This window comes from Fundidesulfovibrio butyratiphilus (assembly GCF_054657235.1).
The window spans coordinates 667646-689389 of sequence record NZ_BAAHXA010000002.1; the positions used below are offsets into that span (position 1 = coordinate 667646).

Below are 21744 nucleotides of genomic sequence, written 5' to 3' on the forward strand. Positions count from 1 at the left end.
GTCCGGTCCGCCATGGAGGCTTCGCCCGTCGTGTTCGCCGGCGACGCCTGGCTGTCCGGGCTGCTGGGCAAGCCGTGCCACGTCCTGTCTTCGGGGCGCGGGACCGTGACCCCGGGCGATTTGCCGCCCGGTCCCTGTCTGGTCTGGACCAGCCTGGGGGCGGAGCGCCGGGACGCGTTGGCCCGGTTGCGGTCCGTGGGTTTTCGCGTGGTCGCCACGACCTTGACCCTGGCACGCGAGGCCGCTCCCCTGGACCCGGGACCGCTCCGGGTCCGCTTTGCCCGTCCGGGCGACGAGGACAGGGTGCGGGCCGTGGCCCGTCACGGCTTCGCGCATGACCGGTTCCACGCCGATCCCTTGATCGGGGACGAGGCGGCCGGGCGGATCAAAGAGGCCTGGGCGGCCAATTTTTTTACTGGAAAGCGCGGAGACTGGATGGTGGTGAGCGAGCGCGAGGGCCGGGTGGAGGGCTTTCTCCAGCTTTTGGCGACCCAGGACGCCACCGTGGTCATCGACCTGGTGGGCGTAGACGGCCCGTCGCGGGGCCTGGGCGCGGCCCGGTCCATGATCGCCTTCGCGGCCCGGTCCTGCCGGGGGGCCTGGTCGCCCTTGCGCGTGGGCACCCAGCGGGGTAACACGCCGGCCATGCGGCTTTACGAGGGGTTGGGCTTTCGCTTGGTTTCGGCGTCGTACTCTTTACATCTGCACCGGCGGGGGGAACAGGCATGAAAATCGGGTCGTTCGACACCGATGAACAGGTCTTCATCGTGGCCGAGATCGGCAACAACCACGAGGGCAGCTTCGCCCTGGCCCAGGACTTGGTGGGTTTGGCCGCCGAGGCCGGAGCCGACGCGGTGAAGTTCCAGACCTTTACGCCCGAGCACTACGTCACCCGCGCGGACGCCGAGCGCCTGGCCCGCCTGCGCTCCCTGCGCCTTGGCGGCGAGGAGTTCGCCAAGCTGGCCCATCAGGCCGCCGATCTGGGACTGATCTTTTTCTCCACGCCCTTCGACCTGGGCAGCGCGCGCCTGCTGCGTGACATGCAGCCGGCGTTCAAGATCGCTTCGGGCGACAACACCTTCTGGCCGCTCATCGACCTGGTGGCCGGTTTCGCCAAGCCCATGATCGTCTCCACCGGTCTGGCCGACTTGGCCCTGGCCGGGCGGGCGCGCGACCGGGTTAAGGCCGCGTGGCGCGCCTTGGGCGTTGACCCTGGCCTGGCCTTGCTGCACTGCGTGGCCAGCTACCCCACGCCCGGCGACCAGGCCGGGCTCGGGGCGATACGCGTGCTGCGCGAGGCCTTTCCCGACGTGGAGGTGGGGTATTCCGACCACACCCTGGGCGTGGAGGCGGCGATATACGCCGTGGCCGCGGGCGCCCGCATCGTCGAGAAGCACTTCACCCTGAACAAAAAACACTCGGATTTCCGTGACCACCAGCTTTCCGCCGACCCGAGGGACCTGGCGCGCATGGTGCAGGCCATCCGCGAAGTGTCGGCCATGCTCGGCGCCCCGCACAAGGCCCCGCAGCCCTGCGAGGCCGCGACGGGCATGGCGGTGCGCCGATCCATCGCGGCGGGGCGCGGCCTGAAGGCCGGGCGCGCGCTCGCCTTGGACGACCTTACCTGGGTGCGTCCCGGTTCGGGCATGGCGCCCGGCGAGGAAGGCCGCCTTCTCGGGCGCGTGTTGCGCCGGGACCTGGCCCTGGGCGAAATTTTCTCCGAAGAGGACCTGGAGCCGTGAAGATCGTCCTGCTCACCACCCCGACCATTCACCACGCCTATTTCGCCAGGGCCATGGCCCGCCGCTTCGACAAGGTGACGGCGCTGTGCGAGACGCAAGGGCCGAGTTGGCCCTTCGAGACCGCGCACCCCTTCGAAGAGGAGCGCGAAAGGCTGGAGCGCGAGCGCTGGTTCGGCGGCGTCGAGACCGCGTTCGAAGACGTGCTGCCTACCCGGCGTTTTTCGAACCTGAACGCCCCCGAGGCCGTGGCCGCCCTGGCCGAGCAAAAAGCGGACTTGGCCGTGGTGTTCGGCGCGGGCCGCCTGGGCCGGGCCGTGGTCGAGGCCGCGCCCGGACCGCTTCTCAACCTGCACGGCGGCGACCCCGAGGACTACCGGGGCCTGGATTCCCACCTGTGGGCCATCTACCACGGTGACTTCGCGGGCTTGGTCACCACCCTGCACCGGGTGGACTCCGGTCTTGACACCGGCGACATCGTGCTGCAAGAGGCCCTGCGCCTGACGTCGGGCATGCCCCTTTCCGCCCTGCGGGCCGTCAACACCGAGGCCTGCGTCCGGCTGTGCGTGTGCGCCGCCGACATGATGGAGCGGCAAAACGACGTGCTCTCGCGGCCCCAGCGGCGCACGGGCCGTTATTATTCCGCCATGCCCGGCGTGCTCAAGGACCTCTGCGTCCAGCGTTTCGCCGCCCACACGCGGGGGCTTGTCCCATGACGCGCGCCGACCTCGACCTGCCCGAGCGCCTGGAGGCGCGTCTGAGCGAAGATGCGCTGGCCATCTTTCTTTTTCACGGGGTCATCCCCAGGCAGACGAGCGCGGTGCGCAACGCCAACCTCAAACACCTTGAGGCCGCGACCTTCGCCCGCTGCATCGAGCGGCTGGCCCGCGCGGGCCGGGCCGTCACCATGGACGAGGCCTTGGCCGGCTGCCGGCCGGGTGGAAGCTTTCCCCCCCGAAGCTTCGCCGTCACCTTTGACGACGGGTTCGAGAACAACCTGAGCGTGGCCGCTCCCATCCTGGCGGATTTCAACATTCCGGCCGCCATCTACGTCACCACGGGGTTCGTCGAACACAACGCCATGTCCTGGATCGACCGGATCGAGTCCGTGGTGGAGGACGTTTCGGCCCGCGCCCTGCGCGTAAACTGGCGGGAGGAGCCCTTCCGTCTGGACGACGCCCAAAGTCGCGTCGCCTTTCTCATGGCCGTGCGCGACCGGGTGAAGAACGACCCGGCCTGCGACGCGGACCTGTTCGCCGACGCGCTGTGCGCCGAGCTGGGCCGTCCCGGTCGTTTGTCGTCGGACCATCCCCTGGACCGCAAGCTCACCTGGGACCAGGTGCGCCAGGCCCGGGATTCGGGCCTGTTCACCATCGGCGGCCACAGCCACACCCACGCCATCCTGAGCCATCTGTCGCCCCGGGCCCTGGACGCGGAGCTGGGCGCCTGCCACGACCTGCTGCGCGAGCGCGCGGGCGTCGATCCCACGCATTATTCCTATCCCGAGGGGTTGGCCCACTGCTTCTCCCCGGCCGTGTCGCGGGCCCTGGCCGAGCGTGGCGTGCGCTGTTGCCCCACGGCCATGGACGGCGTCAACCGGGCCGGAGCCGATCCTTTCGGTCTGCTTCGGGTGGCGGCGGTCTGACATGTGCGGCATAGCCGGCTATTTCGGCTCGCGCCCCCCGGACGAAGCGGCCGTTCGCCTCACCCTGGAGCGTATGCGCCTTCGGGGGCCCGACCGGCAGCGGGCCGTCCGCCTGGACGCCGGGGGAGGGCGCACGGCTCTGCTTTTGCATTCGCGCCTGTCCATCGTGGACCTGGATTCCCGCTCCGACCAGCCCATGACCAGGGCAGACGCCACCGTGGTCTTCAACGGCGAGCTTTACAACCATCCCGAGCTTCGCCGCGACCTGGAATCTTTGGGCGAGACGTTTTCCACCCGGTCGGACACCGAGGTTCTGCTGGCCTGCTGGCGGCGGTACGGGGAGCGATGCCTGGACCGTTTCGAGGGCATGTGGAGCTTCGCCGTGTTCGAGGCCTCCACGGGCCGCCTGACCCTGGCCCGCGACCGGTTCGGCGAAAAGCCCCTGCGCCTGCTGCGCGTTCCGCACGGGATCTATTTCGCCTCGGAGGTCAAGTTCCTGGCCGGGCTGTCCGGGGTCTGGCCCCGGCCCGATCGGGAGCAGGTCCGGCGCTATTTGGCCTTGGGCTACAAGGCCCTGCACAAGACCGGGCGCACCTTTTTCGAAGGCGTGGAGGAGCTTGCGCCCGCGCATGTCCTCACGGTCGGTCCCGAAGGCGCGGGCCCGGCCCGGCGTTTTTGGGCTCCGGTCGTGCGCCAGGACCCGTGCATGACCCTGGAAGAAGCCGTGGACGGGGTGCGAACCCGGCTCATACGAAGCGTTTCCCTGCGCCTGCGGGCCGACGTTCCCGTGGCCCTGTGCCTGAGCGGCGGCGTGGACTCCACCGCCTTGGCCAGCGTGGCCGTGAAGGCCCTGGGCGCCCGCCTGGAGACCTTTTCCATCGTCGATACGGACGAGCGCTACGACGAAAGGGACAACATCCTGGCCACGGTGCGCGACCTGGGGTGTCCCCACCAGTTGTTGCCCGTCTCCAACCGGGGCGGGCTGGACCGCCTGCGGGGGCTGGTGTCCGACCACGACGCCCCCCTGGCCACGGCCACCTATTTCGTGCATTCTCAACTCTCCGAGGCCATGGGCCGGGCCGGGTATCGGGTGGTGCTGTCCGGCTGCTCGGCGGACGAGCTTTTCACCGGGTACTACGACCACTTTCTCCTGCACCTGCACGTGCTCAAGGGGACGCCCGAATACGGCCGGGCCCTGGACGATTGGCGACGCCACATCGCGGGCCTGGTGCGCAATCCCGTGCTGCGCGACCCAGGGTTGTACGACGCCCGCCCCGACTTCCGCGACCATGTCTACGACGGACGCGACGAATTGGCCGCCTTTCTGGTCGACCCCTGCGACGAGCCCTTTGTCGAGGAAGCCTATACCGACGACCTCTTGCGTAACCGCATGCTCAATGAGCTGTTCCACGAGGCCACCCCCGTGTTTCTTGACGCCGACGATCTCAACTCCATGCGCTGCTCCGTGGAGAACCGCACCCCCTTTCTCGACACCGAGCTGTTTACCTTCGCCAACGCCATCCCCTCCCGTCACCTGATTCGCGACGGATACGGCAAGTACGTGCTGCGCCAGGCCGTGCGGGGCCTGCTCTGCGACGCGGTGCGTCTGGACAGGCGCAAAAAGGGCTTCAACACCTCGGTGCGAAGCATCATCGACTTTGACGATCCCCAAGTGCGCGAGTACCTGTTCGATCCCTCGGCGGCGGTGTTCGACCTGGTGCGCCGCGAATCCATGGACCGGCTCTGCCGCCAGGAGCGCCTGCCCAACCACTTGAGCAAGTTCGTTTTTTCGTTTGTCAACGCCAGGATTTTCCTGGAACTTTTTGGCCAGGGCCGCAGGTCGGAGTAGCGCGTGGTCATCTGGCTGATCGGACTTTCGGGGGCGGGAAAAACCTCCATCGGGCGGGCCCTGCACGGGCTGTGGCAGTCCCGCGAGCCGGCCACCGTGCTGGTGGACGGCGATCAGGTGCGCGCCATCTTCGGCCAGGACCGCTCCCCGGCGGACTACACCGTGGAAGGGCGCAGGGTGAACGCCGTGCGCCTGTTCGAAATGTGCGCCTGGCTGGACCGGCAAAACATCAACGTGGTCTGTTGCCTGCTGTCGATCTTTCCCGACATCCAGGCCCGGTGCCGGACGACCTATTCGCGCTATTTCGAGGTGTTCGTGGATGTTCCCCTGGACGTTCTCGCCGCGCGCGACGACAAGGGCCTCTACGGTCCGGCCCTGGCCGGCAAGACCCGCGACGTGGTGGGGGTGGATATCGCCTTTCCCCGTCCGCCCCTGGCCGACATGGTCCTGGACAACTCGGGCTTCGACGTGGCCCCGCGCGAGCTGGCGTTGGCCGTGGCCCGCCGGGCCGGCTTGGCCTGCGGGCCGGACGCGCTGTCGCGCGCGCACTTCGCCACGGCGCAGGACGCGGAGGGCTCGTCTCGGGCCAGACCGGGAGGCCGGACGCCGGTCGGAGCGCACGACCGGGAGTCGGCCTCGGGCGCTGGGGACCCGGACGGGCAGGGTTGGCCATGAGCCTGGTCCTTGTTGGGGCGCTGGCCGGTCTGGGGCTGGCCGAGGCCGGGCTTGAGGTCCTGGTACGTGGTCTGCGGCATGATTTTCAATGGCTGGTGACCGAAGCCGACGACCTGCCCGACTTCGACCGGGCCGCGTTGGAAAAGTATTTCGCTTCCAGTTTCGACCCGGCCCTGGGCTGGACACGCCGACCCGGCCAGTCCGGCCTGGAGAGCGGCCGTGACGGACCGGCACCCTGGAGCATAGACGCCACCGGCTCGCGCGCCAGGAGCCGACCCGAACTGGACGAAGCGGTTTCGGTCTTCGGCGATTCCTACGCCTTTTGTCGACAGGTGGCGGACCACGAGACCTGGGAGAACGAGGTGTCGCGCATTCTGGGCGTGGGCGTGGGCAACTACGGGGTGGGCAACTACGGGGTGGACCAGGCTCTGATGCGCTACGAACTCCAGGCGCAGGCGCGAAGCGTCAGGGCGACGGTGCTGGCCTTCGTGCCCGAGACCATCTGCCGTATTCAGAGTGTTTGGAAACACTACCTGGAATTCGGCAACACCTTCGCCTTCAAGCCGCGCTTCAAGCTTGTCCCGGGCAACCGCTTGGAACGCGTTCCCTGCCCGGTGAACGGGATTGAGGACGTGTACGCCCTGGCCGACAGGCTGGAGTCGCTCCAGGCCCAGGATCGCTTCTATCGCGAGAAATATCGTCTTCTGCAGTATCGCAGGCCGTATCTGGTCAGTTTCTTTCGCCGCCCCGGGCGACAAGCGCGCCTGCTTGGGCTTTTGATCCTGCGCCGGGTGGCGCGAAGCCTCGGACGGTCCGGCCCCGGCGTCGAGGCCGCCCCCTTCGCCGAGGTCATGCGGGCGAACATCGCCCAGGCCCACGCCATGTACGACGACGCCGAAGCCACGGCGCTTTTTCGGGCCGTGCTGGCGCGATTCGCCGCCACGGCCCGGTCAAGGGGACAGGTTCCCCTGGCGGTGGTGCTGCCCCAGCTCCTGGACCTGAAAAGCCCCAAGGCCGGCGTCGACCGATACCGAAAGTTTTTCACGAGCTGTGCGGACGCGGTTCCCGTGCTGGACGCCACAGAGGCTTTTTTCGGCCGGGACCTGGACGAACTGTATGTGGAAGATGTGTACGGCGGGCATTTGAGCGCCAAGGGCAACGTCCTGGTGGGTCGGCTTGTGGCCGATCGGCTCGGTCCAAACCTGTAAGCGAGGCATTCATGCGCATCACCTATCGTCAGGCTTCCAACAAGGACTACTGGACCCGCCGCTGGGCCGCGGTCGAGGCCGACGACGCCTCGGAAAACCCGGACGGCTATCCCCTCAAGTACGCCCGGATCACGGTGGAGGACGAACCGGGGCGCGTGCTCGAAGCCGGATGCGGAGCGGGCAGGGTGCTTCGCGCCTATCACGACCGGGGCCGCGACATCGTGGGCATGGATTTCGTGGAGTCGGCCTGCGCCAAGCTCAAACGCGCGGACCAGACCTTGCGTCTGTCCGTGGCGGACATTTTGCGCCTTCCCTTTCAAAGCGGGGCGTTTCGCCACGTGCTGGCCTTCGGGCTGTACCACAATCTGGAGACGGGCCTGGATCAGGCCCTGGCCGAGACCCGGCGCGTGCTCCAACCGGGAGGACGGGTGTGCGCCTCGTTTCGCGCGGACAACTTCCAGACCAGGCTCACCGACTGGCTGGCCGCCGCGCGAGCCCCGTCGGGCTCGCGCACGTCCGGGACCCGGTGTTTTCACAAGGCGAATCTGACCCGCCAGGAGTTCACCACCGCCTTCGAGCGGGCGGGGTTCGCGGTGGAGAGCCTGTTTCCCGTGGAGAACATGCCCATCTTCTACAAGTTCGCCATGTTTCGCGCGCAGGGGCACAAGGTGTTCGACGAAAACATGGCCCGCCGGGAGGGGTACAGGTTGTCGCGGCTGGGGCAAATCTTGCAAGATGCGCTCATGCGGTTTTTTCCGGACCAGTTTTGCAACATCTACGTGATCGTGGCCCGAAAGCCCGCCGGCGCGTAAGCGACCCGCGCGGACCCGGACCCGGACGAGGCGCTCCATGACCGCGAACCTGAAATTCGGCACCAAGGCGGCCACTCTCGAAGCCCTGGCCCCGGTGGTGCGTTCCGCCAGGGTGTTGCCCCTGGTCCGCTTTCCGGTGACCCGCTGGCGGGCCGAACCCGAGGCCGTGTGCGACGAGGCGCTGGCCCGCCTGGGCCGGGAAGCCACGCTCATCGTGCGTTCGAGTTGCCAGGCCGAGGACGCCCGGGAGGCCTCCTGCGCCGGACAGTTCGCCTCCGTGGACAAGGTGTCGGGCCGTGGGGCCCTGCGCCGGGCCGTGGACACGGTGGTGGCCTCCTACGGCGAGCGGAGCGCTCCGGGCGACGAGGTGCTGGTGCAGCCCTCGCTTTCTGGCGTGGTGCGGGCCGGCGTCTTCTTTACCCGCGATCCGGCCTCGGGCGCGCCCTACGCCCTGGTGCAGTGGACCGAAGGCCGGGACACCGCGGCGGTCACCGCCGGCCAGGCCGGTTCGACCTGGTGCCGGCACAGCCGGTCCGAGGTCGCGGCTCCCCCGCAATTGGCCGGTGTGGCGGCCCTGATCGACGAGCTGGAGGGACTTTTCCCCGACGTGCCCCTGGACGTGGAGTTCGCCCAGGACGAGCAGGGCGTGGTCCTCCTTCAGGCCAGGCCCCTGGTCATGCGCGCCAGCCCCCGGGACCCGGCGCGGCACGCCGCGCTGGTGCGGGCCGTGGCCGCCAAGGCGGCCGAGGGGTTCGCGCCGCATCCCTTTCTCCACGGCCGGCGGACGATCTACGGCGTGATGCCCGACTGGAACCCGGCCGAGATCATCGGCGTGCGGCCCCGTCCCTTGGCCTTTTCGCTCTACCGCGAGCTCATCACCAACTCCACCTGGGCCTACCAGCGCGACAAGTACGGGTACAAGAACGTGCGCAGTCATCCCCTGCTGCGCGACTTCGGCGGCCAGCCCTACGTGGACGTGCGGGTGAGCTTCAATTCGTTCATTCCGGCCGACATCGAGGACTCCCTGGCGGACCGGCTGGCCGACTACTACCTGGAGCGGCTGCTGGCCAATCCCCATCTGCACGACAAGGTCGAATTCGAGATCGTGTTCACCTGCTACAGCTTCGACCTGGAAGCCAAGCTCGACGCCCTGCGCCAGGCCGGGTTTTCCGAGGCCGACCGCACGACCCTGACCGAGAGCCTGCGTCGACTCACCAACCGCATCATCAACGCCAAGAGCGGCCTGTGGCTCGACGACGCCGAACGCATCGAACGCCTGGGGCAACGCCGGGCCAGGCTCTATCAGGGGGCCACCGATCCGGTCACGCGCATCTACTGGCTGCTCGAGGACTGCAAGCGCCACGGCACCCTGCCCTTCGCCGGGCTGGCCAGGGCCGGGTTCATCGCGGTCATCCTGCTGCGCTCCCTGGTGGCCGAAGGGGTCGTGAGCCCGCAGGAGCGCGACCGGTTCCTCAACAACCTGGACACCGTGTCCAGCCAACTGCCCCGCGACTTCGCCAGCCTGGAGCGCTCGGTGTTTCTGGCCAAGTACGGTCACCTGCGCCCCGGCACCTACGACATTTTGTCCCAACGCTACGACGAGGCCCCGGACAGGTACTTCGACTGGAACGCGCGCTTTCCCCGCAACCACAAGCGCGAGCCCTTCACCCTGAGCCTGCCCCAGATGCGCGAGATCGCCAAGCTGCTCAGGCACCACGGGCTCGACCATGATGTCATCGGCTTTTTCGACTTCCTCCAGGCCGGCATCGAGCTGCGCGAGTCCGCCAAGTTCAAGTTCACCCGCAACGTCAGCGATGCCCTGGCCTTTCTGGGCGACCTGGGCGAACGCCACGGCTTTTCCCGCGACGACCTCTCCTACCTGACCGTGGATACGATATACGAGTTGCATCGCTCTTCGGCGGACATTCGCGACGTGTTCAGGCGCTCCATAGCCGAAGGACGTGAAGGTCACGAGCGGTGCCTGAGCCTGCTTCTGCCTCCGCTCATCACCAGCGAGCGGGACGTGTGGAGCTTTTGTCCGCCTCCGACCCAACCCAATTTCGTGACCCTGGGCCGGGTGCGGGCCGAGGTGGGCTCCCTGGACGACCCAGCCGGCCTGGCCGGGCGCATCGCCTGCGTGTCCAGCGCGGACCCCGGTTTCGACTGGATCTTTTCGCGGGGGGTGGCCGGTCTGGTCACGGCCTACGGCGGGGCCAACAGCCACATGGCCATTCGGGCCAACGAACTGGGCGTGCCCGCCGTGGTGGGCGCGGGCGAGGGCTTGTACCAGGTGTGGTCCAGCGCGGCGGTTTTGGACGTAGACTGCGCCAACCGCAAGGTGGAGGTGCTGCGGTGAACCGCGCGCTTTCCGGGGAGAGGGCGGCGGGACGGCCTGCGTTCCGCGACGGGGTACGGCCTTGAAGCCGGTGCTGGTTACCCAGCGGGTGGACGTGGTTCCCGGCCGGGGCGAACGGCGCGACGCCCTGGACCAGCGGATGGTCCGCTTTCTGGCCGCGTGCGGCTTTCTGGCCGCGCCCGTCCCCAACGACGTTCGCGTGGCCCTGGCCCTGTGGCGGGCGCTTGCCCCGGCGGGCCTGGTGCTTTCGGGCGGCAACGACCTGGCCGCGCTCGGCGGGGACGCGCCCGAGCGCGACGAAACCGAGGCCGCCCTGACCGAGGCCGCCTTGGCGGCCGGGTGTCCCGTGCTGGGCGTGTGTCGGGGCATGCAATTTCTGCTGGCCCGGGACGCGGCGACGCTCACGGCGGTGGACGGCCATGCCGGGACGCGTCACCGTCTGGTCGGGGCCGTGGAGCGCGAGGTGAACAGCTTTCACCGCTACGGCGTGTCGGACCCCGGTCCGGCCTGGCGAATCCTGGCCACGGCCCCGGACGGCAAGGCGGAGCTGGTTCGCCGCCGCCACGCCCCGCTTTGGGGCATGCTCTGGCATCCCGAACGCGAAGACCCCTTTCACCCCGAGGACCTGGCCCTGGTGCGGGCTGTGCTTGAAGGTCGGTCCCGGCTTTGAGCCCGCCAGTGGCGACGGGTATTTTTGAGGAGAACCATGTGATCAAGGCCGTGATTTTGGCCGCCGGCCGTGGCAGCCGCATGCTTTCGCTCACGCAGGACAGGCCCAAGTGCCTGGTGGAGTTTCTCGGCCGGCCGCTTCTCGACTGGCAGCTCGCCGCCCTGCGTCAGGCCGGCGTGGAGGACATCGCCGTGGTGACCGGCTACCGGCGCGAGGCGCTGTCCGGATTCGGGCTCACCGAGTTCCACAACCCGGACTGGGCCGACACCAACATGGTCAGCTCCCTGTCTTGCGCCGGCCAATGGCTCGCGGCTTCGCCCTGCCTGGTCTGCTACGCCGACATCGTCTATCGGGCCAGGGCCGTGCGCGAGCTCCTGGCCTGCGACGCGCCCCTGGCCGTGGCCTACGACCCGGACTGGCTGGCCCTGTGGCGGACGCGCTTCGACGACCCCCTGGCCGACGCCGAAACCTTTCGCCTGCGAGACGGCCACATCGTGGAAATCGGCGGCAAGCCGTCCACGGTGGAGGAGATCGAGGGACAGTACATGGGGCTTTTGCGCTTCACGCCGCAGTCCTGGCAAGCCCTGGAGGCCCTGCGCGCCGGGCTGGACCGGCGGGTCCGCGACCGGTTGGACATGACCGGGGCCCTGTCCCGGCTTATCGCCCGGGGCTATCCGGTGCGCGCGGTGGCGGCCCGCTTTCCCTGGGCGGAATTCGACAGCGCCCGGGACCTCGAACGGGTGGAACGCTGGGTGTCGGACGGGGGGGCCCGCTTCCAGGGAGGACAAGACGCATGATCGCGGTGATCAATAGCGCCGTGGCCAACATCGGTTCGGTGGTGTCCGCCTTCGGTCGGCTGGAGGTTCCGGTGCAGGTGGCCGTCGGCCCCGGGGACCTGGACAAGGCTTCGGGCATCGTACTGCCCGGCGTGGGGGCTTTTGCCGACGGCATGGACAGCCTGCGTCGTCTGGGCTTGGTGGAATCCTTGCTCGACTTCGCGCGTAGCGGCCGGCCGGTGCTGGGCATTTGCCTGGGCATGCAGCTTCTTGCCGACGAGAGCGAGGAATTCGGCCTGCATCGGGGCCTGGGATTGGTGCCCGGACGGGTGCGCCGCCTCGCGCCCGTTGATCCCGGAGAACGGGTGCCGAACATGGGATGGTGCGACGTGCGTCAAACCCGCCCGAGCGACCTGTTCGCCGGCGTGGAGGACGGCGCGTCTCTGTATTTCGTGCACAGCTATCACCTGGAATGCGCCCGGTCCTGCGACTGCGTGGGGGCCATCGCCTTCGGCGCCGGGGAGGTGTGCGTGGCGGTCGCGCGCGACAGGGTGTGGGGGGTGCAGTTCCACCCGGAAAAGAGTCAGGACGCGGGACTGGAGATCTTGAACAACTTCGCGCGGCTGGCCAGGTCCTGAAGCGCGGGAGGCTTTACATGACAGCGTGTTTCCAGGCGGAACGAAAGATCCACAAGGGGGCCAGGCCGCGTCTTGTTCCCGTGTTGCTGCTCAAGAACGGACTGATCGTGCGCAGCCAGGGCTTCCGGGTGCATCAGGTCATCGGCAATCCCATGAGCACGGTGGAGCGGCTGTCGAGCTGGAACGTGGACGAACTGGTGGTGCTCGACATCAGTCGCGACACGCTCGGTCGTCACGACCTGCGCCGTGACGACTTGCAACAGCACTACGCGGGGAGTTCCGTGCTCGACGTGCTGCGCGAAATCGCCAAGGTTTGCTCCATACCGCTGACGTTCGGCGGACGCGTGCGCACCCTGGAAGACATTGAAAAGCGTCTGGTCGGCGGCGCGGACAAGGTCACCCTGAACACGGCCGCGTTCGACGATCCCGACCTGGTGGAGCGGGCCGCCAAGCGTTTCGGCTCCCAGTGCGTGGTCGTCAGCGTGGATGTCGGCAAGACGCTCCGGGGATACGAGGTCCTGGTGGCGGGAGCTTCGCGGGCCACGGGCCTGGACCCGGCGGACTGGGCTTGGGCCTGCCGGGAACGGGGGGCGGGCGAAATCCTGCTCAACTCCGTGGACCGGGACGGCTCGGGGCTCGGCTACGATCTGGAGCTCATCCGGCTGGTCAGCGACCGCGTGGATGTCCCCGTGGTGGCCTGCGGCGGGGTGGGGACCTACGCCCATTTTGCCGACGCCGTGCTCAAGGCCGGGGCCAGCGCGGCCGCGGCCGCCAATATCTTCCATTTTTTCGAGCTCAGTTATCCCCTGGCCAAGCAGGCCTGCCTGGACGCCGGAGCGTTCATGCGGCCGATGGGGATCGGTTCGCGCCATTTTCCGAGGGAACCGCGCTACGACAAGGCCAGGGAGGACAAGCGCCTGGCCGAGCGGATGCGCCGGGCCCGGTCGGGCCGGTCCCTGGAGCCTCCGGCGGGCGGGGCGCCCGGGGCGCGCTGGTGTGTGCGTTGCGTCTATCCGTCGCTTTCCGCCGCCCCCATGGACTATGACGAACAGGGCGTCTGCACGGGGTGCCAGACCGCGGAGGCCAAGGCGAACATCACGCCGGGCGAGTGGGCGAGACGCAAGGAGCTGTTGCGCGCCATCGTGGAAAAGGCCCGCTGCCCGGACGGCGCTCGCCACGATGTGGTGGTGGCCGTGTCCGGCGGCAAGGACTCGTATTTCCAGGTGCATGTGCTCAAGGAGGAGTTCGGACTCAATCCCCTGCTCGTGACCTACGACGGCAATAACTGGACGCCGCCGGGTTGGCGAAACCTCCTGCGCATGCGCGAGGTCTTCGACGTGGATCACGTGATCGTTCGCCCTTCGGTAGGTACGCTCAAGAAGCTGAACCGGTTGGCCTTTTTCATTATGGGCGACATGAATTGGCACTCCCATGTGGGCATCTCCACGGTTCCCATGCGCGAGGCGGCCCTGCGGGGCATTCCCTTGGTGTTCTACGGCGAACACGGCTACACCGACCTCAGCGGACAGTTCTCCATGAACGACTTCCCGGAGATGAGCTACCGTTACCGGCTCGAACACTTCGCCAGGGGCTACGAGTGGACCTATTTCGTGGGGCGTGACGGCTTGAGCGCGCGCGATCTCTCCCTGTGGCGCTATCCAAGCGACGCCCGCATCCTGGAAACCGGCCTGCGCGGCCTGTATCTGGGCAACTTCATTCCCTGGGAAGCCAATGAACACATCAAGCTGGTGACCGAACGCTACGGATTCGAAATCGCCAGCGAACCGTTCGACCGCACCTATCGCACCATGTCCAACCTTGACGACATGCACGAAAACGGGGTGCACGACTACCTCAAGTACGTGAAGTTCGGCTACGGCCGGGCCACGGACCACGCTTCCAAGGACATTCGGGCCGGGCTGCTCACCAGGAACCGGGCCATCGAGCTGGTCAACCGCTATGATCCGGTCAAGCCCAGGGATTTGGCCCGTTGGCTGGAATACGTGGGCATGGAGGAAGAGGAGTTCGACCGGGTGGCCGACACGTTTCGCGACCCCCGGGTTTGGCGGAAGGAAGGCGGACGCTGGACGCGCGACGTGCTGGAGCCGGACCCGGAGCGCGATGCCGACCCGCGGTGACGCCGGGCGCGAGACGCCCCTTTCGTTCGGCCCGCAACGGTGCGCTCCGCAGCGCCGAAAGGGCTTTCGTCGGGGTCCCGGCGCGAGCGGTTCGGGGCGGGCGGTCCGGGCCGCGGCGTGTTCAGGTCTTTTCGGGCGTCTCGCGCGGTTCGGGCGTGAACCGCTCCTTGTCCTGGTTTTCGGCGTAGGGCCCCTGCTTGACCTCGATCATCACCGTGTCTTCGAGCATTTCGAAGTCGTGTCCGCCGGAAACCAGCAGGATCACGTCTCCGGTTTCGAGAATGCGGGTGTCCAGGTAGCGCTTGGACTCGTCGTAGAAATTCACCTTCACCCGGCCTTGGCGCACGAACAGGGTTTCCTGGGTGTAGAGCACCTGGCGCGGCACGGGCTTGTGCAGATGGGCCTGGATGGTGTGCCCCTTGGGGTGGCGCATGGCCGCCAACTGCTGGGAAAAGTTGCTGGGCGTGAAAAAGGCGATGCCCGGCCGGTCGTAGGCGGCGCGGATGATGATGGCCACCATGCGGTAGTCGTCGAAGAGCTGCTCCACGTGGGCGGTGTTCATGACTCCTCCCGGACGGTTGCGGTTTCGGGGGCCGACTCCGGGCCCGGGGCGCGGGAGAACAGGGCGTCGCGCAAGACCTCCAGGTAGCGCCGGCCCCACTTGAGGTCCGGCTCCAGGTGGTTGCCTTCGGCCCACTCGTTCCAGGACTTGAGAAAAAGGATGCGTCGGCTGGCCGGGCGGTCCTCGATTTTTTTCAGCAGCGATTCCAGGTGTCGGGCGAAGAGCTCCGGCGAAGACCCGTGCAGGGCGTGGCCCCGCGCGCCGCTTCTGGGGGTGTTGTCCCAGGCGTTGACGCCCAGGGGGTGTTCGTCCGACCCGAGGGGCTTGGTCTCCATGTGGCGGACGTAGGCCGCGTAGTCGCGCACCGTGGGGGCGTTTGCCGCGTCGAAGAATTCCACGCGCGACCTGGCCTGGCAGAAGTCGATGAACGGGGCGTTCTCCACCCTGCTGTCGAAGCCGCGTCCCACGAATTGGGCGCTGCCGTGCTCGATGAAGTGGAAATCCGGCAGGCCGTGCGCCCTGGCCATGTCGCGCCACTGCGCGGTGAAACCTTCGGGATCGGGCAGCCCGGCCGGATTGTAGACCAGGAAGAGGTTTCGCCCCTCTATCTTGAAGTGACGCGGATCGGCAAAGGCCGGCAACAGGGCTTCGAAGTGGGCGCGCACGTCCTTCGGGCCGGGGTAGGTCTGCTCGATGAGCACCCGGTCGGGCGCGCCGTGCCACACCCCGGACCAGGTCTGGTTGGCCCAGCCCAGGCAGAAGGGAAAGTCCGGCCGCCCCGAGCTCACGATCTCCTCCACCGGGCGTTCCAGAAGCCTGCGCCCGCCCCCGAACCAGTAGTGCCAGTAGAGAAAGCCGTCCAGGCCGTACTCGGCCGCCAGGTCGGCCTGGGCCTGCCGGGCCTCCGGCAGGCGCAGGTCGTAGAAGCCCAGGTCCGCCGGCACGTGGGGTTGATAGTGGCCGGCGAACAGGGGCACGGCCTTGGCCGTGTTGGTCCATTCGGTGAATCCCTTGCCCCACCAGGCGTCGTTTTCTGGAATGGGATGGAACTGGGGCAGATGAAAGGCCAGGGCCATGGACCGCTTGGTCGGGGAGTCGGAGCGGTCCGTCCGGACCGTGGACCGGGGCGATGGGGAAAAATCCGGCATGACGTGCGTCCTCATGGCGTCTTCCGCCGGGCCAGGGCGGTCAGGTTGCCCAGGTCCACGTCCGGGCCGCTCAGGGTCGGGTGGGACAGCGCCTCCAGAAGCGTGGCGTGGCGAGGGTGGTCGGGGCGGTGCGCGGCCAGGGCCTTCCAGGTGGATTCGTCGCGGGTTCCCCAGTTGTCCAGGGCCGAAAACACGATCCGGTCGGCGTGGAAGGACCGGGCCAGGTCCGCGAAGGCCGCCATCTGGTCCAGGTTGTCCTCCTGCACGATCATGCGCAAAGCCAACCGCATGGAGGGGTGTTCCAGCCGGCGCGCCCCGAGAAAGGCCAGGCGCTCCAGGAGCCGGTTCCAGTCGCCTCCGCGGCGCAACAGGGTGTAGGTCCGGGGCTCGGCCGCGTCCACGGACACGGCCAGGAGCGTCACCCGCTCGGGATAGCGGCCCAGGTGCGCGCCCACATCTTCGGGGTGAGCAGGTCGGCGTTGGTGTCGATGCGCAGCCTCAGGCGCGGCCGGGCGGTCGGGTCGAAAGTCTCCAGAAAGTTTCGATAGGCCGGGCTGGCAAAGGGGTCGCCGGCCCCGCAGAGCCAGAGTTCGCCGCCGGCCCGGTCCAGCCGGTCGGCCAGGTCTTGGTGGATGGGCGACAGGGCCAGGCTTTCGCCGGGGTCCAGTTTCAGGGGGGCGGTGCGGCACGAGGGGCACGACAGGGTGCAGGTGGGGTCGTCCTCCAGGGAGACGATACTCGGCGCGGGAACCGGGGCCCGGGGGTCCAGGCGGATCAGCCAGCCGAGCCCGGCCGCGTCCAACTCGCTTGCGCGCATCAGTTCGTAGGGCGTCTGGTAGGCCCGGGCCACGGTTTCGCCGCGAAGCCCGGCCAGCGCCTTTTGCATGCCCGCGCACCGGGCCGGGTCGCAGAAGCGGTAGGAGCCGTCCAGGATCGAAGCCCGAAGCGCCTTGGCCCGGGGCGAGTTCCAGACCGTTTCCAGACCGTCCCGGCGGATGTCGCCGGCAAAGGGCTCCAGGTAGCAGCAGGGCGCTATCCGGCCTTCCGGGCGCAACTCGGCGTAGACGAAGGGATTGGGGCAGACGAAACCGGAAAGGACCGGGGCCTTGGTCGGAGTTTCGCCCCGGGCCAGGGACACGAGCAGGTCCACCGCGCGTTCGGGGCGTCCCATAAAGGTGTCCAGCAGGTGGCTTCTGGCCGTTTGGGTTTCGGCTCGGCTCCACCACGCCTGGGGATCGTCCCAGATGCGTTCGAGAAAGGCGGCGGCCTCTTCGGGATCGTCGTGCACGATGCCTGCGCGCTTGAGCTCGTCCATGAGCGGAACGAATTCCGGGTCGAACACGTCGCTGTCGTGCAAAAGAACCAGGCTGGGCCGGTCCAGGACTGCGGATTCGATCAGCGAGGTGCTGAACTGGTCCGTGAGCACGACGCCGGAGCAGGCTATGGCCTGGCGCGCGTTCAGGCTGTGGTCGTCCAGGGGGCAGAGGTCCAGCAGGGGGGACATGACGGCCGCGTCGTTCCAAAACAGGGTGGCCAGTCTGAAGAAGTCGTCGTAGGGGTAGCGCCGGTAAACCAGGCCGAGCCTGACCCGCTCGGGCAGGGCGGCGAAAAAGCGCCGCTTGAACGCGAAGTAGGGTGGAGCCCAGGCCCCTCTGGCCACGGCGCAGTCCTGGCCTCCGTGGACCACGGTGCGAGCCAAGGGGTTGGCGCTGAAGTAGGTGGCCTTTCGCGCCGGGGCCGGTTCGGGAGCGGTGGCGGCGAAGTCGTAGAGGCTGCCCGTGGGCAAATAGGCGGGGTCCTGAGGCCGGTCCACGGTAGTGTCGGCGGCGTAGAGGTCGCAGCGTTGCGCATGCAGGGGAAAAATGGAGCCCCGAAAGGGCGCGCAGCTCATGACGTGTTCGTTGTAGACGTGGCGGACTCCCCGGCGCTCCAGCACGGCCAGGGCCAGGCATTCGTAGGACTCGCCGATCCAGAATTCGCTGACCACGTGGGTGAGACGCGTCTGTGGGGCGAAATCGCGCTCGATGGAACGCTCCAGGGTGGCGAAGTTCTCCAAGAGACTCTTGGGCAGCAGCCAGGGCAGGCAGGCCCGCAGATAGCGGTCGAAGCGGTCGCGCCCCCGGTCTTGGGGCAGAAGGTCCAGGCGACGGGGGATGTCGGCGGGCGTGGTCTGGAGCCCCAGGTCGCGTCGAAAGCCTATGCGGTCCACATCGCCCCGGGAGCGTCGGGTCATTTCCCTCTGGAAAGGCTCGGCCGGAAAGGTCCCCAAAAGGCCCACCACCGGATTGCTGCGCGTGGGTTCGCCCACGCTGCGCACCCGGTAGGGGTCGTGGTAACGCAGGGCCGCGAGGCGGCAGGGCGTTTCGGGGCGCAGGGCGCGCATGTAGAGGGAAAAGGCCTGCTCCATGCCGAAGTCGGAATGCTGCAAAAACCAGCGCAGGGCGTCGAAGTCCAGGGGGACGTGGTAACAGGCGGGGTCGAGCGTCAGGGCTTCGTGGCGTTCGGGATCGAAATGGGTCTCGAAGAGGGTGAAACAGTCGTGAAGCACGTGGGCCGCTTCGAAAAGCCCCAGCCCGAGGGCCTTTTCCCAAAAGCGCTCGCCGCGCGGTCCGCCGGGGTGGTGGGCGTCCAGAGCCCGTCCCAGGTCCCGGCCGAGCGACTCTGCCGCGGCGTTCGCTCGGTCGTTGATCGCGGTGGCCTTTGCCGCGGACCAGTCGGGCCAGGGGGCGGAGGGCTTTCCGGCCAACCGCGACAGGCCGGGGTCCCAGTGGGCGCGTTCGGCCAGAAAGGGATCGGCCACGAACAGGGGCGTTTCGTCGTTGCCGTCCGGGAGGTCCAGAAATAGGGGGCTGACCACGAAGCGTGTTCGCAAGGCGGTGCGCCGGGTGAGGGCTCGTCTGGCCGCTTCGAGTTCGTTTCGGCGGTCCTCCTGGCGTCGCCTGTCTTCTTCCAGCCGTTGGGGTAGGCCGTCGGTGTGAAAAAATTCGAAGGGCAGGGTCCGAAAGGCCGCCATGAGGCGCTCGCGCTGTTCGGAAGTGTGTCGGTGGGCGCTCCAGGCCATCAGGCCGATGAGCCGGGCGGGCAGGAAACGGACGCACCAGCGCTTGATGTCGGGCAACATGTCGTCCGGGAGGTCGCCGGTGGGCGCCAGGCGGTGGGCCTGCGCCAGGTGCTCCACGGCGGTGAGCCAGGTGTCGTCCTCTCGCGCCGGATCGGGGTAGACGTGGGTGATGATGGCCTTGGCCGCGTAGAAGTGGACCAGGGCGGAGTCCGGCAACAGCCTGGCCGCGCGTTCGCCCAGAATGGGAATGAGCACGTCGCGTCGCAGGGCCGTTTCCACGGCCTGTCGGACGAACTCCCGGTCGGTCATGCCTTCCGGGGTCGGGTCCAGGGGCAGGGTCCGCCACGAGGGAAGAACGCGCCCGGCGATCAGGTCCGGTATGGCGTCGAGCACGCGGGTCAAGGACTGGCCCAGATGCGGGTACTTGGTCTTGCGCCAGGCCGCAATCGCCCGCGTCTTGGGGCAGTCGGGGGCCAGGCAGCGATCCAGGGCCGCGAAGAGCTGCTCCCGGTCGTGGACCTGGTAGCCGGTCGGCGTTTCCAGAATTTCCGGGCGGTGCGGCTCGAAGAAGTCGAGCTTGATGGAGGGCCGGCCCGAGGCGGCGCTGAAGATTTCTGCCGAGCTGCCCCGGTGGTGGATGAGCGCCGCGCCGTCCGCGTAGTCGTCGATGTAGGTTTCCGCGGTGCTCCAGAAAAAGCGGGGGTGGCCCAGGTGGGGCTGGATGTGGGGTTTTACCTGGTCTTCGTTGCCGGGAAAGCAGCGAAACACCAGGCGGCGGTCGCCGTGGCGGGCCAGGATTTCGCCCAGCAGGTCGGTGAGTCCGCTCTTGATCGCGGGGTGTTCCAGTTGCCAGGACGAGAGATTGTAGATGATGTCCGAGGGCGTTCTTTCGCGGCAGCGTCTGGCGAAGCGTTCCAGCTTGAAGGAGCCGACTTCGAAGGCGGTCAGGCGGTCCCGGTCATGGTCGGCCAGGCAGCGCGGGAGCAGGCCCCGGTAGCGCTCGCGGGCGTCCGGCCGGTAGAGTCCCGGGACAAAGGAGGGACTCATCAGGCAATCGAAGAGCAGGCCCGCCCCGTAGAACTCCACGGAGTAGTCGAACAGAATGTCCGTGCCGTGGGGTTGGAGCAGACGCACGGAGCCCGGGGGCAGGGCCGTGTCGTAGAGGCAGTCGATGGCCCAGAACACCGAGGCGAAATCGATTTCGCGCACGAGTTCCCTGTCCGGCAGATAGAGCGGATTGTGCCCGCAAAAAACCGGGTCGGCGTGTATGGCCTCCAGGTCGGGCCAGCGGTTGGTGAGCAGAAACACCACGGGAAAACGGCCGTCGCCAAGAATTTCGTGGGCCAGGTCCACTTGTTGCGTGGTGGAGAGAAAGTCTTCGAACACCCAGAAGACGAGGACGGTTTGGCCGGCGAGTTCGCGCCGATAGTGGGCGAGTTGCAGGTCTACCGCCTCGCGGAGCCGGGCTTTGGGCGACTTGGAGGACGGGGCGAGCAACGTTGCCCCGGGGGCGTAGCCCAGATGCTCCAGGGTGGCGGCCATGACGGCGAAGGCGACGGCGTCGCGCCCGGTCAGGGAGGGCAGGGCGGTGTGGACTTCGTCGAGCCAGTGGGGGATGCGGTGCTTCATGGTGTGGTCATTTTCTTGACGGGTCCTTGGACCTGGCGGAGTCCGGTCCCGCCGGTCCGGTCGGCTGTCCTGGAGCGCGCTTCGCGTTCCAGGCATGCGAAGCAAGATGCGCGCCAAACCGCTCTGGCCAAGGTTTGGGAGGGGGACGTCAGGGGAAGAGGGCGAAGGCGAATAGGGTGAACTTGCCCGAAGGCTCGCGCAGACGGCCGCTTTCTCCCGGGGTGAATCCGGCGGCGCGTATCAGGCACTCGGTCGCCCCGGGGGACCAGACAGTCACATGGTCGATGAAGAATTCCTGGCGTTGCGGGCCTTTCTGCGCCAGGGCGGCCTCGCCGTCGGGCAACGCCACGTAGACCGCGCCGCCCGGCTTGAGCCTGGCCCGACAGGCGGCGAGCAAGGCCACGGGATCGTTCACGTGTTCGAGCACCGTGTTCCAGGTGATGAGGTCCAGGGATGGTCGGTAGGCCAGTCCGCTATGGAGCCGGCCCGGGCTGAGCGCGCGCCGGCCCGGCGCAGGGCGTGTTCGGCCGAAAGGGGCGAGGGGTCGAGATAGTGACAACCGTATCCCCGCCTGGCCAATTCGGCTGCGAAGACGGCAAGCCCCGAACCCACGTCGAGGATTTCCAGTTCGTCCACCCCGGCCTGGTTGTTGGCCTGGGCGTACAGGCCGGACAGGTCGAAGGCGTGGGCGTTGTGGTACACGCCGCACTCCGGGCACGGAAGAATCTCACGCCGATAGGGCTGAAACCCGAAATCGGTCTCTCCGGGGGGCGGGGCGTGGAAGACGCGCACCGACCGGTGTCGACGGCAGCCGCACAGGGGACAGGCGGGCGCGAAA

The 21744-nt window shown here is 68.0% G+C and carries 19 protein-coding genes; 13 read left to right on the top strand and 6 right to left on the bottom strand.

What is annotated here, in order from left to right; genetic code table 11:
* Positions 1 to 12: 12 nt before the first annotated feature.
* From ACYQ01_RS14040 to ACYQ01_RS14100, 13 genes are all read left to right on the top strand, one after another.
* Positions 13 to 729, top strand: coding sequence for a GNAT family N-acetyltransferase (locus ACYQ01_RS14040; protein ID WP_459934485.1), 717 nt, complete (start codon positions 13 to 15; stop codon positions 727 to 729).
* Positions 726 to 1742 carry an N-acetylneuraminate synthase family protein gene (locus tag ACYQ01_RS14045; protein ID WP_459934486.1) on the top strand — a complete coding sequence of 339 codons (1017 nt, stop codon included), beginning with the start codon at positions 726 to 728 and terminating at the stop codon, positions 1740 to 1742. The genes ACYQ01_RS14040 and ACYQ01_RS14045 overlap by 4 nt, the downstream gene beginning before the upstream one ends.
* Complete coding sequence (locus tag ACYQ01_RS14050) at positions 1739 to 2455, top strand: formyltransferase family protein (RefSeq protein WP_459934487.1); 717 nt, start codon at positions 1739 to 1741, stop codon at positions 2453 to 2455. The genes ACYQ01_RS14045 and ACYQ01_RS14050 overlap by 4 nt, the downstream gene beginning before the upstream one ends.
* Positions 2452 to 3384 carry a polysaccharide deacetylase family protein gene (locus ACYQ01_RS14055; RefSeq protein ID WP_459934488.1) on the top strand — a complete coding sequence of 311 codons (933 nt, stop codon included), beginning with the start codon at positions 2452 to 2454 and terminating at the stop codon, positions 3382 to 3384. Before ACYQ01_RS14050 ends, ACYQ01_RS14055 begins: the two co-directional genes overlap by 4 nt.
* 1 nt (position 3385) lies before the next feature.
* A complete protein-coding gene (gene asnB / locus ACYQ01_RS14060) occupies positions 3386 to 5233 on the top strand; it encodes an asparagine synthase (glutamine-hydrolyzing) (RefSeq protein ID WP_459934489.1) in 1848 nt (615 codons plus the stop codon).
* A gap of 3 nt (positions 5234 to 5236) precedes the next feature.
* Positions 5237 to 5908, top strand: coding sequence for an adenylyl-sulfate kinase (locus ACYQ01_RS14065; protein ID WP_459934490.1), 672 nt, complete (start codon positions 5237 to 5239; stop codon positions 5906 to 5908).
* Positions 5905 to 7116 carry a hypothetical protein gene (locus ACYQ01_RS14070; protein WP_459934491.1) on the top strand — a complete coding sequence of 404 codons (1212 nt, stop codon included), beginning with the start codon at positions 5905 to 5907 and terminating at the stop codon, positions 7114 to 7116. The genes ACYQ01_RS14065 and ACYQ01_RS14070 overlap by 4 nt, the downstream gene beginning before the upstream one ends.
* An 11-nt stretch (positions 7117 to 7127) precedes the next feature.
* Positions 7128 to 7928 carry a class I SAM-dependent methyltransferase gene (locus ACYQ01_RS14075; RefSeq protein ID WP_459934492.1) on the top strand — a complete coding sequence of 267 codons (801 nt, stop codon included), beginning with the start codon at positions 7128 to 7130 and terminating at the stop codon, positions 7926 to 7928.
* Between the two features lie 37 nt (positions 7929 to 7965).
* The gene (locus tag ACYQ01_RS14080) at positions 7966 to 10284 is read left to right on the top strand and encodes a PEP/pyruvate-binding domain-containing protein (RefSeq protein ID WP_459934493.1); all 2319 of its coding nucleotides are present in this window, start codon (positions 7966 to 7968) and stop codon (positions 10282 to 10284) included.
* 70 nt (positions 10285 to 10354) lie between these two features.
* Entirely contained in the window at positions 10355 to 10954 is a 600-nt protein-coding gene (locus ACYQ01_RS14085) for a gamma-glutamyl-gamma-aminobutyrate hydrolase family protein (RefSeq protein WP_459934855.1), read from the top strand.
* Between the two features lie 38 nt (positions 10955 to 10992).
* Complete coding sequence (locus tag ACYQ01_RS14090; RefSeq protein ID WP_459934494.1) at positions 10993 to 11751, top strand: phosphocholine cytidylyltransferase family protein; 759 nt, start codon at positions 10993 to 10995, stop codon at positions 11749 to 11751.
* Positions 11748 to 12368, top strand: coding sequence for an imidazole glycerol phosphate synthase subunit HisH (hisH, locus tag ACYQ01_RS14095; protein ID WP_459934495.1), 621 nt, complete (start codon positions 11748 to 11750; stop codon positions 12366 to 12368). The genes ACYQ01_RS14090 and hisH overlap by 4 nt, the downstream gene beginning before the upstream one ends.
* A gap of 17 nt (positions 12369 to 12385) precedes the next feature.
* The gene (locus ACYQ01_RS14100) at positions 12386 to 14506 is read left to right on the top strand and encodes an N-acetyl sugar amidotransferase (protein WP_459934496.1); all 2121 of its coding nucleotides are present in this window, start codon (positions 12386 to 12388) and stop codon (positions 14504 to 14506) included.
* A gap of 121 nt (positions 14507 to 14627) precedes the next feature.
* Here the strand turns inward: ACYQ01_RS14100 and ACYQ01_RS14105 are convergent, their stop codons facing one another.
* The 6 genes from ACYQ01_RS14105 to ACYQ01_RS14130 form a co-directional block, all read right to left on the bottom strand.
* Positions 14628 to 15068: a cupin domain-containing protein gene (locus ACYQ01_RS14105; protein WP_459934497.1), complete on the bottom strand. Its 441-nt coding sequence runs from the start codon at positions 15066 to 15068 to the stop codon at positions 14628 to 14630.
* Entirely contained in the window at positions 15065 to 16231 is a 1167-nt protein-coding gene (locus ACYQ01_RS14110) for a glycosyltransferase WbsX family protein (protein ID WP_459934498.1), read from the bottom strand. Before ACYQ01_RS14110 ends, ACYQ01_RS14105 begins: the two co-directional genes overlap by 4 nt.
* Complete coding sequence (locus ACYQ01_RS14115; protein ID WP_459934499.1) at positions 16228 to 16671, bottom strand: hypothetical protein; 444 nt, start codon at positions 16669 to 16671, stop codon at positions 16228 to 16230. The genes ACYQ01_RS14110 and ACYQ01_RS14115 overlap by 4 nt, the downstream gene beginning before the upstream one ends.
* On the bottom strand, positions 16635 to 20906 hold the full coding sequence (locus ACYQ01_RS14120; protein ID WP_459934500.1) for an SPASM domain-containing protein: 4272 nt from the start codon (positions 20904 to 20906) through the stop codon (positions 16635 to 16637). The genes ACYQ01_RS14115 and ACYQ01_RS14120 overlap by 37 nt, the downstream gene beginning before the upstream one ends.
* Before the next feature lie 148 nt (positions 20907 to 21054).
* A complete protein-coding gene (locus ACYQ01_RS14125) occupies positions 21055 to 21321 on the bottom strand; it encodes a class I SAM-dependent methyltransferase (protein ID WP_459934501.1) in 267 nt (88 codons plus the stop codon).
* Positions 21318 to 21608, bottom strand: coding sequence for a class I SAM-dependent methyltransferase (locus tag ACYQ01_RS14130; RefSeq protein ID WP_459934502.1), 291 nt, complete (start codon positions 21606 to 21608; stop codon positions 21318 to 21320). Before ACYQ01_RS14130 ends, ACYQ01_RS14125 begins: the two co-directional genes overlap by 4 nt.
* Positions 21609 to 21744 lie beyond the last annotated feature (136 nt).